This is a genomic window from Pseudomonas fluorescens (genome assembly GCF_001307155.1).
GTDB classification, from domain to species: Bacteria; Pseudomonadota; Gammaproteobacteria; order Pseudomonadales; family Pseudomonadaceae; genus Aquipseudomonas; species Aquipseudomonas helvetica.
The window spans coordinates 1,528,101-1,542,752 of the sequence record NZ_CP012830.1; the positions used below are offsets into that span (position 1 = coordinate 1,528,101).

Here is a 14,652-nt window from a genome sequence, read left to right on the forward strand (position 1 = left end):
CGGTGATTACGACGATCAGGCAGTCGCCTTGTCGTCCTTCTTAAGACTTGCAGGCGGCCAGTTGTCGAGGCGCATGCCGAGGGACAGACCGCGGGAGGCCAGAACGTCCTTGATTTCAGTCAAGGATTTCTTGCCAAGGTTCGGAGTCTTCAACAGTTCTACTTCGGTACGCTGAATCAGGTCGCCGATGTAGTAAATGTTTTCCGCCTTAAGGCAGTTAGCCGAACGTACAGTCAGTTCCAGATCGTCAACCGGGCGAAGCAGGATCGGATCGATCTCGTCTTCTTGCTCGATTACCACTGGTTCGCTGTCACCTTTGAGGTCGACGAACGCAGCCAACTGCTGTTGCAGAATGGTTGCAGCGCGGCGGATAGCCTCTTCAGGATCCAGAGTACCGTTGGTTTCCAGATCAATAACCAGCTTGTCCAGGTTAGTACGCTGCTCGACACGGGCGTTTTCCACCACGTATGCGATACGGCGAACCGGGCTGAACGAAGAGTCAAGCTGCAAGCGACCGATGCTGCGGCTTTCGTCTTCATCGCTCTGACGCGAGTCGGCCGGTTCATAACCACGACCACGAGCTACTACTAGCTTCATGTTCAGGGCGCCGTTAGACGCCAGGTTAGCGATTACGTGATCGGGATTAACGATCTCGACATCATGATCCAGCTGAATATCGGCAGCGGTAACCACCCCCGAACCCTTCTTCGACAAGGTCAGCGTAACTTCGTCACGGCCGTGCAGCTTGATAGCCAGACCTTTAAGGTTCAACAGGATTTCAATTACGTCTTCCTGTACACCTTCGATGGCGCTGTACTCGTGGAGCACACCGTCAATCTCGGCCTCGACTACTGCACAGCCGGGCATTGAGGACAACAGGATGCGGCGCAGCGCGTTGCCCAGGGTGTGGCCAAAACCACGCTCGAGAGGCTCGAGAGTGATCTTGGCGCGGGTTGGACTGACAACCTGCACATCAATATGGCGGGGTGTCAGGAACTCATTTACCGAAATCTGCATGGATGCACCTATTTTCTAGCCCTTACTTGGAGTAGAGCTCGACAATCAGGCTTTCGTTGATGTCGGCGGACAGATCACTGCGAGCAGGAACGTTCTTGAAAACGCCCGACTTCTTCTCAGTGTCTACTTCTACCCATTCTACGCGGCCACGTTGGGCACACAGATCGAGAGCTTGGACAATGCGAAGTTGGTTCTTTGCTTTCTCGCGAATCGCGACTACGTCACCAGCACGAACCTGGTAGGACGGAACGTTTACGGTCTGACCGTTAACGCTGACGGATTTGTGCGATACCAGCTGACGGGATTCGGCACGAGTCGAACCAAAGCCCATACGGTATACAACGTTGTCCAGACGGCATTCGAGCAGCTGCAACAGGTTTTCGCCAGTTGCGCCTTTCTTGCCAGCAGCTTCTTTGTAGTAGCCGCTGAATTGACGCTCGAGAACGCCGTAGATACGACGGACCTTCTGCTTTTCACGCAGTTGGGTGCCGTAATCGGACTGGCGACCGCGGCGTTGGCCGTGGATACCAGGTGCTGCTTCAATGTTGCACTTCGATTCGATCGCGCGCACGCCGCTCTTCAGGAAGAGATCGGTGCCTTCGCGACGAGCGAGTTTGCATTTTGGACCAATGTAACGAGCCATTCTTTACAATCTCCTGGATTACACGCGGCGCTTCTTCGGCGGACGGCACCCGTTGTGCGGGATTGGCGTCACGTCGGTGATGCTGGCGATCTTATAGCCACAGCCGTTCAAAGCACGGACAGCGGACTCACGACCTGGACCTGGACCTTTGACGTTAACGTCGAGGTTTTTCAGGCCATATTCCAGCGCAGCTTGACCAGCACGTTCAGCAGCTACTTGAGCAGCAAACGGGGTGGACTTGCGGGAACCGCGGAAACCCGAACCACCGGAGGTAGCCCAGGAAAGAGCGTTACCTTGACGGTCGGTGATGGTCACGATTGTGTTGTTAAAAGACGCGTGGATGTGGGCGATGCCATCAACCACTGTCTTTTTGACTTTTTTACGAGGACGAGCAGCAGGTTTTGCCATGATTAAATTCCTGTCGATTCGCTGGGGCGATTACTTGCGGATCGGCTTACGCGGACCTTTACGGGTACGCGCGTTGGTCTTGGTACGCTGACCGCGTACTGGCAGACCACGACGATGACGCAGACCGCGATAGCAACCGAGGTCCATCAAGCGCTTGATTTTCATGTTGATTTCGCGACGCAGGTCACCTTCAGTGGTGAACTTCGCCACTTCGCCACGCAGCTGTTCAATCTGCTCGTCGCTCAGATCCTTGATCTTTGCGGCTGGGTTTACCCCAGTCACTGCACAGATCTTCTGTGCAGTTGTGCGACCAACACCATAGATGTAGGTCAGCGAGATAACAGTATGCTTGTTATCTGGAATGTTGACGCCTGCAATACGGGCCATTCAGTGGGACTCCAATTGACAGCTACCTACGCCCCGGAAGCCAAGAAATAGGGCGCGAGATAATATCGCTGTAATAACAAATAATCAACCCAGCAGCGCACTAGCTGCTGGGCTTGAAGCACAATCACACTCAGCCTTGGCGCTGTTTGTGACGCGGTTCCGCGCTGCAAATTACTCGAACAACACCTTCGCGGCGAATAATCTTGCAGTTACGGCACAGCTTTTTCACCGATGCACGAACTTTCATCACCAACTCCTCGAACCTTATGGGTCAGCGCAGCATGCCGCTGCCGTAACCCTTCAGGTTGGCTTTCTTCATCAGGGATTCGTACTGGTGCGAAACGAGGTGCGATTGTACTTGGGACATGAAGTCCATCACAACCACGACCACGATCAGCAACGAGGTCCCGCCAAGGTAGAACGGAACGTTTGCTGCAACCACCAGGAACTGGGGCAACAGGCACACGGCCGTCATATAAAGAGCACCGAACATGGTCAAGCGAGTCAGAACGCCATCAATATAGCGCGCAGACTGCTCACCTGGACGGATACCCGGAATAAAGGCACCGGACTTCTTCAGGTTTTCCGCTACGTCTTTCGGATTGAACATCAACGCCGTATAGAAGAAGCAGAAGAAAATAATCCCTGCACTAAACAGCAGAATATTCAACGGCTGACCAGGAGCGATCGACTGCGAGATGTCCTGCAACCAGCCCATACCTTCAGACTGACCAAACCAGGCACCCAACGAAGCCGGGAACAGCAAAATGCTGCTCGCGAAAATAGCCGGAATAACACCGGCCATGTTCACTTTCAGCGGCAAGTGGCTAGTCTGCGCAGCAAACACCTTGCGGCCCTGCTGACGCTTGGCGTAGTGAACAGCAATACGACGCTGACCACGCTCAATGAACACCACGAAACCGATAATCGCTACTGCCAGCAAACCGATGGCAACCAAGGCGAAGATGTTGATATCACCCTGACGCGCAGACTCGAAAGACTGCCCGATTGCTCTCGGAAGACCGGCGACGATACCCGAAAAAATCAACATCGAGATACCGTTGCCAACACCACGCTCAGTAATCTGCTCACCCAGCCACATCATGAACATCGCACCAGCCACAAACGTGGATACCGCGACGAAATGGAAGCCAAAGTCACCAGTGAACGCAACGCCCTGCCCCGCCAGGCCAATGGACATGCCAATAGCCTGAACGAGAGCGAGGACGACAGTGCCGTAGCGGGTGTACTGGCTGATCTTGCGACGGCCAGCTTCACCTTCCTTCTTCAACTGCTCCAGCTGCGGGCTGACGGCTGTCATCAGTTGCATGATGATCGATGCCGAAATGTACGGCATGATCCCCAGCGCAAAGATGCTCATCCGCTCCAGCGCGCCGCCGGAAAACATGTTGAACAAGCTAAGAATGGTCCCCTCATTCTGTCGAAACAGGTCTGCGAGTCGGTCCGGGTTGATACCTGGAACCGGGATGTGTGCGCCTATTCGGTAGACGATAATCGCCAGGAACAGAAAACGCAGACGAGCCCAGAGTTCAGACATACCGCCTTTGCCGAGCGCAGAGAGAGCACCTTGCTTAGCCATTTATTCCTCGAACTTGCCGCCAGCTGCTTCGATAGCCGCACGCGCACCTTTGGTGGCGCCGATTCCCTTTCCGATGGTGACAGCGCGAGTAACTTCGCCGGACAGCATGATTTTCACACGCTGAACGTTGACGTTAATTACGTTGGCATCTTTCAGGGACTGCACGGTGACGATGTCGCCTTCCACTTTAGCCAGCTCGGACAAACGCACTTCTGCGCGGTCCATGGCTTTCAGGGAAACGAAACCGAACTTCGGCAGGCGACGATGCAGCGGCTGTTGACCGCCTTCAAAGCCTGGAGCAATGGTGCCACCGGAGCGGGAGGTTTGACCTTTGTGACCACGGCCACCAGTCTTACCCAAACCACTACCGATACCACGGCCCGGACGATGCTTTTCGCGACGGGAACCCGGCGCTGGACTCAGATCATTGAGTTTCATCGATTAACCCTCGACACGCAGCATGTAGTAAGCCTTGTTGATCATCCCGCGATTCTCGGGAGTATCCAGTACTTCTACAGTGTGACCGATGCGACGCAGACCCAGACCCTTAACGCACAGTTTGTGGTTAGGGATGCGGCCGGTCATGCTTTTGATCAGCGTTACTTTAACGGTAGCCATGATCAGAAGATCTCCTTGACGCTTTTGCCACGCTTGGCGGCAATGGATTCAGGAGACTGCATAGCTTTCAAACCTTTGAAAGTGGCGTGAACCACGTTTACCGGGTTAGTCGAGCCGTAGCACTTGGCCAGAACGTTCTGAACGCCAGCAACTTCGAGGACAGCACGCATAGCGCCGCCAGCGATGATACCGGTACCTTCAGAAGCAGGCTGCATGTACACCTTCGAAGCGCCATGGGCGGACTTCATTGCGTACTGCAGAGTGGTGCCGTTCAGATCAACTTGGATCATGTTGCGGCGAGCAGCTTCCATTGCCTTCTGGATCGCAGCAGGCACTTCACGCGACTTGCCACGGCCGAAGCCAACGCGCCCTTTACCATCACCAACCACGGTCAACGCGGTGAAAGTGAAGATACGGCCGCCTTTAACGGTTTTGGCTACGCGGTTAACTTGAACCAGCTTCTCGATGTAGCCTTCGTCGCGCTTTTGGTCGTTATTTGACATAACTTAGAACTCCAGCCCAGCTTCACGAGCAGCATCAGCCAGCGCCTTGACGCGGCCGTGGTACTTGAAGCCAGAGCGGTCGAAAGCCACCTGCGAGACGCCAGCGGCTTTAGCACGCGTAGCGACCAGCTGGCCAACCTTAGTGGCCGCGTCGATGTTGCCAGTGGCGCCATCACGCAGTTCTTTATCCAAAGTCGAGGCACTTGCCAGGACTTTGTTGCCGTCGGCCGAAATGACCTGGGCGTAGATGTGCTGCGACGAACGGAACACGCAGAGACGCACGACTTCGAGTTCGTGCATTTTCAGGCGTGCTTTGCGAGCGCGACGCAGTCGAGTAACTTTTTTGTCGGTCATTTGCTATGCCCTACTTCTTCTTGGCTTCTTTACGACGGACGACTTCGTCCGCGTAGCGCACACCTTTGCCTTTGTACGGCTCTGGTGGACGGAAGTCGCGGATCTCGGCGGCCACTTGACCTACCAGCTGCTTATCGATACCCCGGATCAGGATGTCGGTTTGGCTAGGAGTCTCAGCGGTGATGCCTTCCGGCAGTTCGTAATCCACTGGGTGCGAGAAGCCAAGAGCCAGGTTCAGCACTGTGCCTTTTGCTTGCGCTTTGTAACCAACACCGACCAGCTGGAGCTTGCGCTCGAAGCCTTGGCTTACGCCTTGGACCATGTTGTTTACCAACGCACGAGTGGTACCGGCCATTGCGCGAGTTTGTTGATCGCCATTGCGAGCAGCGAAACGCAGCTCACCAGCTTCTTCAACGATCTCAACGGACGAATGGATGTTCAGTTCAAGAGTACCCTTGGCACCCTTCACCGAAAGCTGTTGGCCTGCGAATTTTACTTCGACACCGGCTGGCAGCTTAACGGGGTTCTTAGCGACGCGAGACATGCTTATCCCCCCTTAGAACACAGTGCAAAGAACTTCGCCGCCGACACCGGCAGCGCGCGCAGCACGATCCGTCATCACACCTTTGTTGGTGGAGACGATAGACACACCGAGACCGCCACGAACTTTTGGCAGATCATCGACGGACTTGTACTGACGCAGGCCTGGACGGCTAACGCGCTTCACTTCCTCGATGACCGGACGGCCTTCGAAGTACTTCAGCTCGATGGACAGCAGTGGCTTGATTTCGCTGCTGATCTGATAACCCGCGATGTAACCTTCGTCCTTCAGGACTTTAGCTACAGCCACCTTCAACGTGGAAGACGGCATGCTTACGACGGACTTTTCAGCCATCTGGGCATTACGGATTCGAGTTAGCATGTCCGCTAACGGGTCCTGCATACTCATGGGCTAGACGCTCCTAATACAAAAAAATAAGCCTTGCGGCTACTACCTTCGCCGAGAAACTCCGCACGAAAAAAGCACGGGCTCAGGCGAGCCGGGTATTCTAGACACACCCCACAAATGAATCAAGCCCCAATAGGGGCTTGATTCAAGTTCAAGGTCGCCGGCGGTCAGGATCTTGCGATCCCGAGCGCCGAGACTTTGATAGTGCTTACCAGCTGGCTTTAACCAGACCAGGTACGTCACCACGCATTGCCGCTTCACGCAGTTTGTTACGGCCAAGGCCGAACTTGCGGTAAACGCCGTGTGGACGACCGGTCAGGCGGCAGCGGTTACGCATGCGCGAAGCGCTTGCATCACGTGGCTGCTTCTGCAGAGCTACTGTAGCTTCCCAACGCGCTTCTGGACTTGCGTTCAGATCAACGATGATAGCTTTCAGTGCTGCACGCTTCTTGGCGTACTTGGCAACCGTGAGCTGACGCTTCAGCTCGCGGTTTTTCATGCTCATCTTGGCCATTTTCCTACTCCAATCAGTTGCGGAACGGGAATTTGAAAGCACGCAGCAGTGCGCGACCTTCATCATCGTTCTTGGCAGTGGTGGTCAGGGTAATGTCCAGACCGCGGAGAGCATCGATCTTGTCGTAATCGATTTCCGGGAAAATGATCTGCTCTTTTACGCCCATGCTGTAGTTACCACGACCATCGAAGGACTTGGCATTCAGGCCGCGGAAGTCGCGAACCCGAGGCAGGGAGATCGACAGCAGACGATCCAGGAACTCGTACATACGCTCACGGCGCAGGGTCACTTTGACGCCGATCGGCCAACCTTCACGGACTTTAAAGCCAGCGATGGATTTCCGAGCGTAGGTCACAACGACTTTCTGGCCGGTGATCTTTTCCAGGTCAGCAACAGCGTGCTCGATGACTTTTTTGTCGCCGATCGCTTCGCCCAGACCCATGTTCAGGGTGATTTTGGTAACGCGCGGAACTTCCATCACGTTCGAAAGCTTAAGTTCTTCCTTAAGTTTCGGTGCGATTTCCTTCCGGTAAATCTCTTTTAGTCGTGCCATGGTCTTCTACCTAGCAGTGTTCAAGCATCAACCGCTTTTTGGGTCGACTTGAAGACACGAATTTTCTTGCCGTCTTCTACTTTGAAACCAACGCGGTCAGCCTTGTTGGTTTCGCCGTTGAAAATGGCGACGTTGGAAGCGTGCAGTGGCGCTTCTTTTTCGACGATACCGCCTTGTACGCCCGACATCGGGTTAGGCTTGGTATGACGCTTAACCAGGTTCAGACCACCAACGACCAGACGGTCGTCAGCGAGAACCTTAAGCACCTTACCGCGCTTACCTTTGTCTTTGCCGGCGATCACGATGATCTCGTCGTCACGACGAATCTTTTGCATGTCGGATCTCCTTACAGCACTTCTGGGGCGAGCGAGACGATCTTCATGAACTTCTCAGTACGAAGTTCACGGGTCACTGGCCCAAAGATACGGGTGCCGATCGGCTCTTGCTTGTTGTTCAGAAGAACAGCAGCGTTGCCATCAAAGCGGATAATGGAGCCATCAGCACGACGTACGCCGTGACGAGTGCGGACTACAACAGCAGTCATCACTTGGCCTTTTTTCACTTTACCGCGAGGAATTGCTTCCTTGACGGTAACTTTGATGATGTCACCGATACCAGCGTAACGACGATGGGAGCCACCCAGCACCTTGATGCACATAACACGGCGAGCGCCGCTGTTATCGGCCACATCGAGCATGGATTGAGTCTGAATCATATAATTTCTCCGACCCCTAGTCCTTAGACTTCCACAGCGCGTTCGAGAACATCAACCAGCGCCCAAGACTTGGTCTTGGCCAAAGGACGAGTTTCACGAATAGTGACTTTGTCGCCGATGTGGCACTGATTGGTTTCGTCGTGCGCGTGCAGCTTAGTCGAACGCTTAACGTATTTACCGTAGATCGGGTGCTTTACGCGACGCTCGATCAGAACGGTGATGGTCTTGTCCATTTTGTCGCTGACAACACGGCCAGTCAGCGTACGGACGGTTTTTTCGGCTTCAGCCATGATTACTTACCTGCCTGCTGTTTGAGCACAGTCTTCACGCGAGCGATGTCACGCTTAACTTGCCGGAGCAGGTGAGACTGCCCCAACTGGCCAGTTGCTTTCTGCATACGCAGATTGAACTGGTCGCGCAACAGGCCGAGCAGTTGCTCGTTTAGCTGTGGCGCGTCTTTTTCACGAAGTTCATTCGCTTTCATCACATCACCGTCCGTTTAACAAAGGAGGTGGCGAGCGGCAGCTTTGCAGCAGCCAGGGCGAAAGCCTCACGCGCCAGCTCTTCAGAAACGCCCTCGATTTCATACAGGACTTTGCCTGGCTGAATCTGGGCAACCCAGTACTCCACGTTACCCTTACCTTTACCCATCCGAACTTCGAGTGGCTTCTTGGTGACAGGCTTGTCCGGGAATACACGGATCCAGATCTTGCCGCCACGTTTTACGTGACGGGTCAGAGCACGACGCGCTGACTCGATCTGACGAGCGGTGAGACGACCACGAGCAACAGACTTCAGCGCGAACTCGCCGAAGCTGACTTTGCTACCGCGCAATGCCAGACCACGGTTGTGGCCAGTCATCTGCTTGCGGAACTTCGTACGCTTTGGTTGCAACATTTGGCGTACCCCTTACTTAGCAGCTTTTTTACGAGGCGCTGGTGCTTGTGGTTTCAGCTCTTCTTGGCGACCACCAATTACTTCGCCTTTGAAGATCCAAACCTTTACACCGATCACACCGTAGGTGGTGTGAGCTTCGTAGTTGGCATAGTCGATGTCGGCACGCAGGGTGTGCAGTGGCACACGACCTTCGCGATACCATTCAGTACGTGCGATTTCAGCACCGCCGAGACGACCGCTCACTTGGATTTTGATGCCTTTGGCACCAATGCGCATGGCGTTCTGAACAGCGCGCTTCATAGCGCGACGGAACATTACGCGACGCTCCAGCTGCTGAGCTACGCTCTGCGCAACCAGCATACCGTCGAGTTCCGGCTTGCGGATCTCTTCGATATTGATGTGCACAGGCACACCCATTTGCTTGGTCAGGTCCTGACGCAGTTTCTCAACATCTTCACCTTTCTTCCCGATAACGATACCTGGACGAGCGGTGTGGATGGTGATACGTGCAGTTTGGGCCGGACGATGGATATCGATACGGCTTACGGACGCGCTTTTTAGTTTGTCTTGGAGATACTCACGCACCTTCAGATCAGCGAACAAATAGTCCGCATAAGTCCGACCGTCTGCGTACCAGACGGAGGTGTGCTCCTTGACGATTCCCAGGCGAATGCCAATGGGATGTACTTTCTGACCCATCTCTTCGACTCCGTTACTTGTCAGCAACCTTGACAGTGATATGGCAAGACCGCTTGACGATGCGATCAGCACGGCCTTTGGCACGCGGCATGATGCGCTTCAGCGAACGCCCTTCGTTGACGAAAACGGTGCTGACTTTAAGGTCATCAACGTCTGCGCCTTCGTTATGCTCGGCGTTGGCTACGGCCGACTCCAGCACTTTCTTCATGATCTCGGCGGCTTTCTTACTGCTGAAAGCCAACAGGTTGAGCGCTTCGCCCACCTTCTTCCCGCGGATCTGGTCGGCGACCAAGCGGGCTTTCTGGGCGGAGATTCGAGCGCCCGACAACTTAGCGGCTACTTCCATTTCCTAACCCCTTAACGCTTGGCTTTCTTGTCAGCCACGTGCCCACGATATGTGCGGGTACCGGCGAACTCGCCCAGTTTGTGGCCGACCATGTCTTCGTTAACGAGAACTGGGACGTGTTGACGACCGTTGTGTACTGCGATGGTCAGACCGACCATTTGTGGCAGGATCATGGAACGGCGCGACCAGGTCTTAACTGGTTTGCGATCGTTCTTTTCCGCCGCCACTTCGATCTTCTTCAGTAGGTGAAGATCGATAAAAGGACCTTTTTTCAGAGAACGTGGCACTGTCGTATCCCTCTATTTACTTGCGACGACGGACGATCATTTTGTCGGTACGCTTATTACCACGAGTCTTCGCGCCCTTAGTCGGGAAGCCCCATGGCGATACCGGATGACGACCACCAGAGGTACGACCTTCACCACCACCATGTGGGTGGTCAACCGGGTTCATGGCAACACCACGAACGGTTGGGCGAACGCCACGCCAGCGTTTGGCACCAGCTTTACCCAGCGAACGCAGGCTGTGCTCGGAGTTCGAGACTTCGCCCAGGGTCGCACGGCATTCAGCCAGCACTTTACGCATCTCACCAGAACGCAGACGCAGGGTCACGTAGACACCTTCACGAGCGATCAGCTGAGCCGAAGCACCAGCGGAACGAGCGATTTGCGCGCCTTTACCTGGCTTCAATTCGATGCCGTGTACGGTGCTACCAACTGGAATGTTACGCAGTTGCAGAGCGTTGCCCGGCTTGATCGGTGCCAGAGCACCTGCGATCAGCTGGTCGCCAGCGCTCACGCCTTTAGGGGCGATGATGTAGCGACGCTCGCCATCTGCGTACAGCAGCAGAGCAATGTGAGCAGTACGGTTTGGATCGTATTCGATACGCTCGACAGTGGCAGCGATGCCATCTTTGTCGTTACGACGGAAGTCGACCAGACGATAATGCTGCTTATGACCACCACCGATGTGACGAGTGGTAATACGGCCATTGTTGTTACGACCACCAGACTTCGATTTTTTCTCGAGCAGCGGTGCGTGAGGAGCGCCTTTATGCAGCTCCTGGTTGACCACCTTGACCACAAAACGGCGGCCAGGGGAAGTCGGTTTGCATTTAACGATTGCCATGATGCACCCCTTCCTTACTCAGCACTGCTGCTGAAATCGAGATCTTGGCCTGGCTGAAGGGAGATAACTGCCTTCTTCCAGTCATTACGCTTGCCCAGACCGCGAGCAGTGCGCTTGCTCTTACCCAGAACATTCAGGGTAGTAACACGCTCTACTTTCACGCTGAACAGGCTTTCGACGGCCTTCTTGATTTCCAGCTTGGTTGCGTCAGTAGCAACCTTGAAAACGAACTGGCCTTTCTTGTCTGCCAGAACCGTAGCCTTCTCGGAAACGTGCGGGCCAAGCAGAACTTTAAATACGCGTTCCTGGTTCATCCCAGCAGCTCCTCGAATTTCTTCACGGCCGACACGGTGATCAACACCTTGTCGTATGCGATCAGACTAACTGGATCGGAACCTTGCACGTCACGTACATCAACGTGTGGCAGGTTACGAGCAGCCAGGTACAGGTTCTGATCAACAGCATCGGACACGATCAGGACATCAGTCAGACCCATGCCATTCAGCTTGTTCAGCAGATCTTTGGTTTTCGGTGCCTCAACAGCGAAGTCCTGAACCACGACCAGACGATCAGTACGCACCAGCTCAGCAAGGATGGAACGCATTGCTGCGCGATACATCTTCTTGTTCAGCTTTTGGGAGTGATCCTGTGGACGAGCTGCGAAAGTGGTACCGCCGCCGCGCCAGATTGGGCTACGGATAGTACCAGCACGAGCACGGCCAGTACCTTTCTGACGCCATGGGCGCTTACCGCCACCAGAAACGTCGGAACGGGTCTTTTGCTGCTTGCTACCTTGACGGCCGCCAGCCATGTAGGCCACGACTGCTTGGTGAACCAGCGTCTCGTTGAACTCGCCGCCAAATGTCAGTTCGGAAACTTCGATCGCTTGAGCGTCATTTACATTTAATTGCATGTCAGCTTCCCCTTAACCGCGAGCCTTGGCTGCTGGACGTACAACCAGGTTGCCGCCAGTAGCGCCAGGAACAGCGCCCTTGACCAACAACAGATTGCGTTCAGCGTCCACGCGCACTACTTCCAGGGACTGCACGGTCACGCGCTCAGCGCCCATATGACCGGACATTTTTTTGCCCTTGAATACACGACCAGGAGTCTGGCACTGGCCGATAGAGCCTGGGACGCGGTGGGATACGGAGTTACCGTGGGTGTTATCTTGCCCGCGGAAATTCCAACGCTTGATCGTACCCTGGAAGCCTTTACCCTTGGACTGACCGGTTACATCAACCAGTTGACCAGCGGCGAAGATTTCAGCGTTGATCAGATCGCCGGCCTGGTATTCGCCTTCTTCAAGGCGGAATTCCATTACGGTACGACCAGCGGCAACGTTCGCTTTAGCGAAGTGGCCAGCCTGAGCAGCTGTTACACGCGAAGCACGACGCTCGCCGACAGTGACTTGCACTGCACGATAGCCATCGGTCTCTTCAGTTTTGAACTGGGTGACGCGATTCGGCTCGATCTCAATGACCGTGACCGGAATGGAGACACCTTCTTCGGTGAAAATACGGGTCATACCGCATTTACGACCGACTACACCAATAGTCATGTTGTAAACCTCATGAGTGTACGGGGCTTTCACCCGCTATGGCCGCCCATTTCAGAGCGTTACACGACTAAGACCGAGTCTTAGCCGAGGCTGATCTGCACTTCCACACCGGCCGCAAGATCAAGCTTCATAAGTGCATCAACGGTTTTATCCGTTGGCTGGACGATGTCCAGAACGCGCTTATGAGTACGGATCTCGTACTGGTCACGCGCGTCTTTGTTGACGTGCGGGGAAACCAGAACGGTGAACCGCTCTTTACGGGTAGGCAGTGGAATTGGACCACGCACTTGAGCACCAGTACGTTTCGCGGTTTCCACGATTTCCTGGGTGGATTGGTCGATCAGGCGATGGTCAAAAGCCTTCAACCTGATACGGATTTGCTGATTTTGCATTGGATTTCAGACTCCGGCTGCTATTCCCAGCGGGCGCAATACGCCCGTTAAAAGGAGGCGCAATTCTATAGACGCCCCAGATAGGTGTCAACCCAATAAAAAAGCCCCCGCTGAGCGGGGGCTTCTTCAAAGCATCGAAGCTAACTCAACGAAGAGCTTACTCGATGATTTTGGCTACGACGCCAGCGCCGACGGTACGACCGCCTTCACGGATAGCGAAACGCAGACCATCTTCCATTGCGATGGTTTTGATCAGGGTAACAGTCATCTGAATGTTGTCACCTGGCATTACCATTTCAACGCCTTCTGGCAGCTCGCAGTTACCAGTCACGTCAGTAGTACGGAAGTAGAACTGTGGACGGTAGCCTTTGAAGAACGGAGTGTGACGACCGCCTTCTTCCTTGCTCAGAACATAAACTTCTGCAGTGAACTTGGTGTGCGGCTTAACCGAACCTGGCTTAACCAGAACCTGGCCACGCTCAACGTCGTCACGCTTGGTGCCACGCAGCAGCACGCCGCAGTTCTCGCCAGCACGACCTTCGTCGAGCAGCTTGCGGAACATTTCAACACCGGTGCAGGTGGTGACGGTAGTGTCACGCAGACCAACGATTTCCAGTGGATCCTGAACGCGAACGATACCGCGCTCGATACGACCAGTCACAACAGTACCGCGACCCGAGATCGAGAATACGTCTTCGATTGGCATCAGGAACGGCTTGTCGATAGCACGCTCAGGCTCTGGGATGTAGCTGTCCAGAGTCTCAACCAGCTTCTTGACGGCAGTGGTGCCCATCTCGTTATCGTCCAGACCTTCCAGCGCCATACGGGCAGAGCCGATGATGATTGGAGTGTCGTCACCCGGGAAGTCGTAAGTGCTCAGCAGATCGCGCACTTCCATCTCAACCAGTTCCAGCAGCTCAGCGTCGTCTACCAGGTCAGCCTTGTTCAGGAAAACCACGATGTACGGAACGCCTACCTGACGGGACAGCAGGATGTGCTCACGGGTTTGTGGCATCGGACCATCAGCGGCCGAGCAAACCAGGATAGCGCCGTCCATTTGAGCAGCACCGGTGATCATGTTCTTCACGTAGTCAGCGTGACCTGGGCAGTCAACGTGAGCGTAGTGACGGATCTTCGAGTTGTACTCAACGTGTGCGGTGTTGATGGTGATACCGCGAGCTTTCTCTTCTGGTGCGCTGTCGATCTTGTCGAAGTCAACACGAGCCGAACCGAAAACTTCGGAGCAGACGCGAGTCAGAGCAGCAGTCAGAGTGGTTTTACCGTGGTCAACGTGACCGATGGTGCCAACGTTGACGTGCGGTAGGGAACGATCAAATTTTTCTTTAGCCACGACAATTAACTCCTAGC

28 protein-coding genes are annotated in these 14,652 nt (G+C 54.6%); all 28 read right to left on the reverse strand.

Translation table 11 applies throughout. The features are described from left to right. Positions 1-15: 15 nt before the first annotated feature. The 28 genes from AO353_RS06875 to tuf all read right to left on the reverse strand — a co-directional run bounded on the left by AO353_RS06875 (position 16) and on the right by tuf (position 14,635). Positions 16-1,017, reverse strand: coding sequence for a DNA-directed RNA polymerase subunit alpha (locus AO353_RS06875; protein WP_007924176.1), 1,002 nt, complete (start codon positions 1,015-1,017; stop codon positions 16-18). Between the two features lie 22 nt (positions 1,018-1,039). Then, positions 1,040-1,660 carry a 30S ribosomal protein S4 gene (rpsD, locus tag AO353_RS06880; RefSeq protein ID WP_003210056.1) on the reverse strand — a complete coding sequence of 207 codons (621 nt, stop codon included), beginning with the start codon at positions 1,658-1,660 and terminating at the stop codon, positions 1,040-1,042. A gap of 18 nt (positions 1,661-1,678) precedes the next feature. Then, complete coding sequence (gene rpsK / locus AO353_RS06885) at positions 1,679-2,068, reverse strand: 30S ribosomal protein S11 (protein WP_002555466.1); 390 nt, start codon at positions 2,066-2,068, stop codon at positions 1,679-1,681. A 30-nt stretch (positions 2,069-2,098) separates the two neighbouring features. Then, on the reverse strand, positions 2,099-2,455 hold the full coding sequence (rpsM, locus tag AO353_RS06890) for a 30S ribosomal protein S13 (RefSeq protein WP_003186020.1): 357 nt from the start codon (positions 2,453-2,455) through the stop codon (positions 2,099-2,101). A gap of 130 nt (positions 2,456-2,585) precedes the next feature. Continuing rightward, the gene (gene rpmJ / locus AO353_RS30470) at positions 2,586-2,702 is read right to left on the reverse strand and encodes a 50S ribosomal protein L36 (RefSeq protein WP_002555468.1); all 117 of its coding nucleotides are present in this window, start codon (positions 2,700-2,702) and stop codon (positions 2,586-2,588) included. 24 nt (positions 2,703-2,726) lie between these two features. Continuing rightward, positions 2,727-4,055, reverse strand: a complete 1,329-nt coding sequence (gene secY / locus AO353_RS06900; protein ID WP_003228718.1) for a preprotein translocase subunit SecY — start codon at positions 4,053-4,055, stop codon at positions 2,727-2,729. Then, positions 4,056-4,493, reverse strand: a complete 438-nt coding sequence (rplO, locus tag AO353_RS06905) for a 50S ribosomal protein L15 (protein WP_003228720.1) — start codon at positions 4,491-4,493, stop codon at positions 4,056-4,058. Between the two features lie 3 nt (positions 4,494-4,496). Continuing rightward, the gene (gene rpmD / locus AO353_RS06910) at positions 4,497-4,673 is read right to left on the reverse strand and encodes a 50S ribosomal protein L30 (RefSeq protein ID WP_003186033.1); all 177 of its coding nucleotides are present in this window, start codon (positions 4,671-4,673) and stop codon (positions 4,497-4,499) included. 2 nt (positions 4,674-4,675) lie between these two features. After that, entirely contained in the window at positions 4,676-5,176 is a 501-nt protein-coding gene (gene rpsE, locus AO353_RS06915) for a 30S ribosomal protein S5 (RefSeq protein WP_003186035.1), read from the reverse strand. A 3-nt stretch (positions 5,177-5,179) separates the two neighbouring features. Beyond that, on the reverse strand, positions 5,180-5,530 hold the full coding sequence (gene rplR / locus AO353_RS06920; protein WP_003186037.1) for a 50S ribosomal protein L18: 351 nt from the start codon (positions 5,528-5,530) through the stop codon (positions 5,180-5,182). 10 nt (positions 5,531-5,540) lie between these two features. Beyond that, a complete protein-coding gene (rplF, locus tag AO353_RS06925; RefSeq protein ID WP_007896774.1) occupies positions 5,541-6,074 on the reverse strand; it encodes a 50S ribosomal protein L6 in 534 nt (177 codons plus the stop codon). Between the two features lie 12 nt (positions 6,075-6,086). After that, positions 6,087-6,479, reverse strand: a complete 393-nt coding sequence (gene rpsH, locus AO353_RS06930) for a 30S ribosomal protein S8 (RefSeq protein WP_003186040.1) — start codon at positions 6,477-6,479, stop codon at positions 6,087-6,089. 208 nt (positions 6,480-6,687) lie between these two features. After that, complete coding sequence (rpsN, locus tag AO353_RS06935; protein WP_003176414.1) at positions 6,688-6,993, reverse strand: 30S ribosomal protein S14; 306 nt, start codon at positions 6,991-6,993, stop codon at positions 6,688-6,690. Positions 6,994-7,006: 13 nt separating this feature from the next. Continuing rightward, positions 7,007-7,546, reverse strand: coding sequence for a 50S ribosomal protein L5 (gene rplE / locus AO353_RS06940; RefSeq protein ID WP_003210069.1), 540 nt, complete (start codon positions 7,544-7,546; stop codon positions 7,007-7,009). Between the two features lie 20 nt (positions 7,547-7,566). Next, complete coding sequence (gene rplX, locus AO353_RS06945) at positions 7,567-7,881, reverse strand: 50S ribosomal protein L24 (RefSeq protein ID WP_007896770.1); 315 nt, start codon at positions 7,879-7,881, stop codon at positions 7,567-7,569. Positions 7,882-7,892: 11 nt separating this feature from the next. After that, positions 7,893-8,261, reverse strand: coding sequence for a 50S ribosomal protein L14 (rplN, locus tag AO353_RS06950; RefSeq protein ID WP_002555479.1), 369 nt, complete (start codon positions 8,259-8,261; stop codon positions 7,893-7,895). A 23-nt stretch (positions 8,262-8,284) separates the two neighbouring features. Then, on the reverse strand, positions 8,285-8,551 hold the full coding sequence (gene rpsQ / locus AO353_RS06955) for a 30S ribosomal protein S17 (protein ID WP_003176419.1): 267 nt from the start codon (positions 8,549-8,551) through the stop codon (positions 8,285-8,287). A gap of 2 nt (positions 8,552-8,553) precedes the next feature. Next, a complete protein-coding gene (rpmC, locus tag AO353_RS06960; protein WP_008030901.1) occupies positions 8,554-8,745 on the reverse strand; it encodes a 50S ribosomal protein L29 in 192 nt (63 codons plus the stop codon). Then, positions 8,745-9,158, reverse strand: a complete 414-nt coding sequence (rplP, locus tag AO353_RS06965; RefSeq protein ID WP_003186052.1) for a 50S ribosomal protein L16 — start codon at positions 9,156-9,158, stop codon at positions 8,745-8,747. Before rplP ends, rpmC begins: the two co-directional genes overlap by 1 nt. Before the next feature lie 12 nt (positions 9,159-9,170). Further along, positions 9,171-9,857 (reverse strand): 30S ribosomal protein S3, encoded by a 687-nt coding sequence (rpsC, locus tag AO353_RS06970; RefSeq protein ID WP_003176422.1) that lies wholly within the window; start codon positions 9,855-9,857, stop codon positions 9,171-9,173. 13 nt (positions 9,858-9,870) lie between these two features. Next, positions 9,871-10,203, reverse strand: coding sequence for a 50S ribosomal protein L22 (gene rplV, locus AO353_RS06975; protein ID WP_003103908.1), 333 nt, complete (start codon positions 10,201-10,203; stop codon positions 9,871-9,873). Between the two features lie 11 nt (positions 10,204-10,214). Then, positions 10,215-10,490 carry a 30S ribosomal protein S19 gene (rpsS, locus tag AO353_RS06980; protein WP_002555486.1) on the reverse strand — a complete coding sequence of 92 codons (276 nt, stop codon included), beginning with the start codon at positions 10,488-10,490 and terminating at the stop codon, positions 10,215-10,217. Between the two features lie 16 nt (positions 10,491-10,506). Next, entirely contained in the window at positions 10,507-11,331 is an 825-nt protein-coding gene (rplB, locus tag AO353_RS06985; RefSeq protein WP_003186055.1) for a 50S ribosomal protein L2, read from the reverse strand. 14 nt (positions 11,332-11,345) lie between these two features. Then, positions 11,346-11,645, reverse strand: a complete 300-nt coding sequence (gene rplW / locus AO353_RS06990; RefSeq protein ID WP_002555488.1) for a 50S ribosomal protein L23 — start codon at positions 11,643-11,645, stop codon at positions 11,346-11,348. Continuing rightward, positions 11,642-12,244 carry a 50S ribosomal protein L4 gene (rplD, locus tag AO353_RS06995; protein WP_003186057.1) on the reverse strand — a complete coding sequence of 201 codons (603 nt, stop codon included), beginning with the start codon at positions 12,242-12,244 and terminating at the stop codon, positions 11,642-11,644. Before rplD ends, rplW begins: the two co-directional genes overlap by 4 nt. Before the next feature lie 12 nt (positions 12,245-12,256). Then, entirely contained in the window at positions 12,257-12,892 is a 636-nt protein-coding gene (rplC, locus tag AO353_RS07000; RefSeq protein ID WP_003186059.1) for a 50S ribosomal protein L3, read from the reverse strand. 80 nt (positions 12,893-12,972) lie between these two features. Continuing rightward, positions 12,973-13,284 carry a 30S ribosomal protein S10 gene (rpsJ, locus tag AO353_RS07005; RefSeq protein WP_003186070.1) on the reverse strand — a complete coding sequence of 104 codons (312 nt, stop codon included), beginning with the start codon at positions 13,282-13,284 and terminating at the stop codon, positions 12,973-12,975. 157 nt (positions 13,285-13,441) lie between these two features. Then, the gene (gene tuf, locus AO353_RS07010) at positions 13,442-14,635 is read right to left on the reverse strand and encodes an elongation factor Tu (protein ID WP_054594277.1); all 1,194 of its coding nucleotides are present in this window, start codon (positions 14,633-14,635) and stop codon (positions 13,442-13,444) included. Positions 14,636-14,652: the final 17 nt, after the last annotated feature.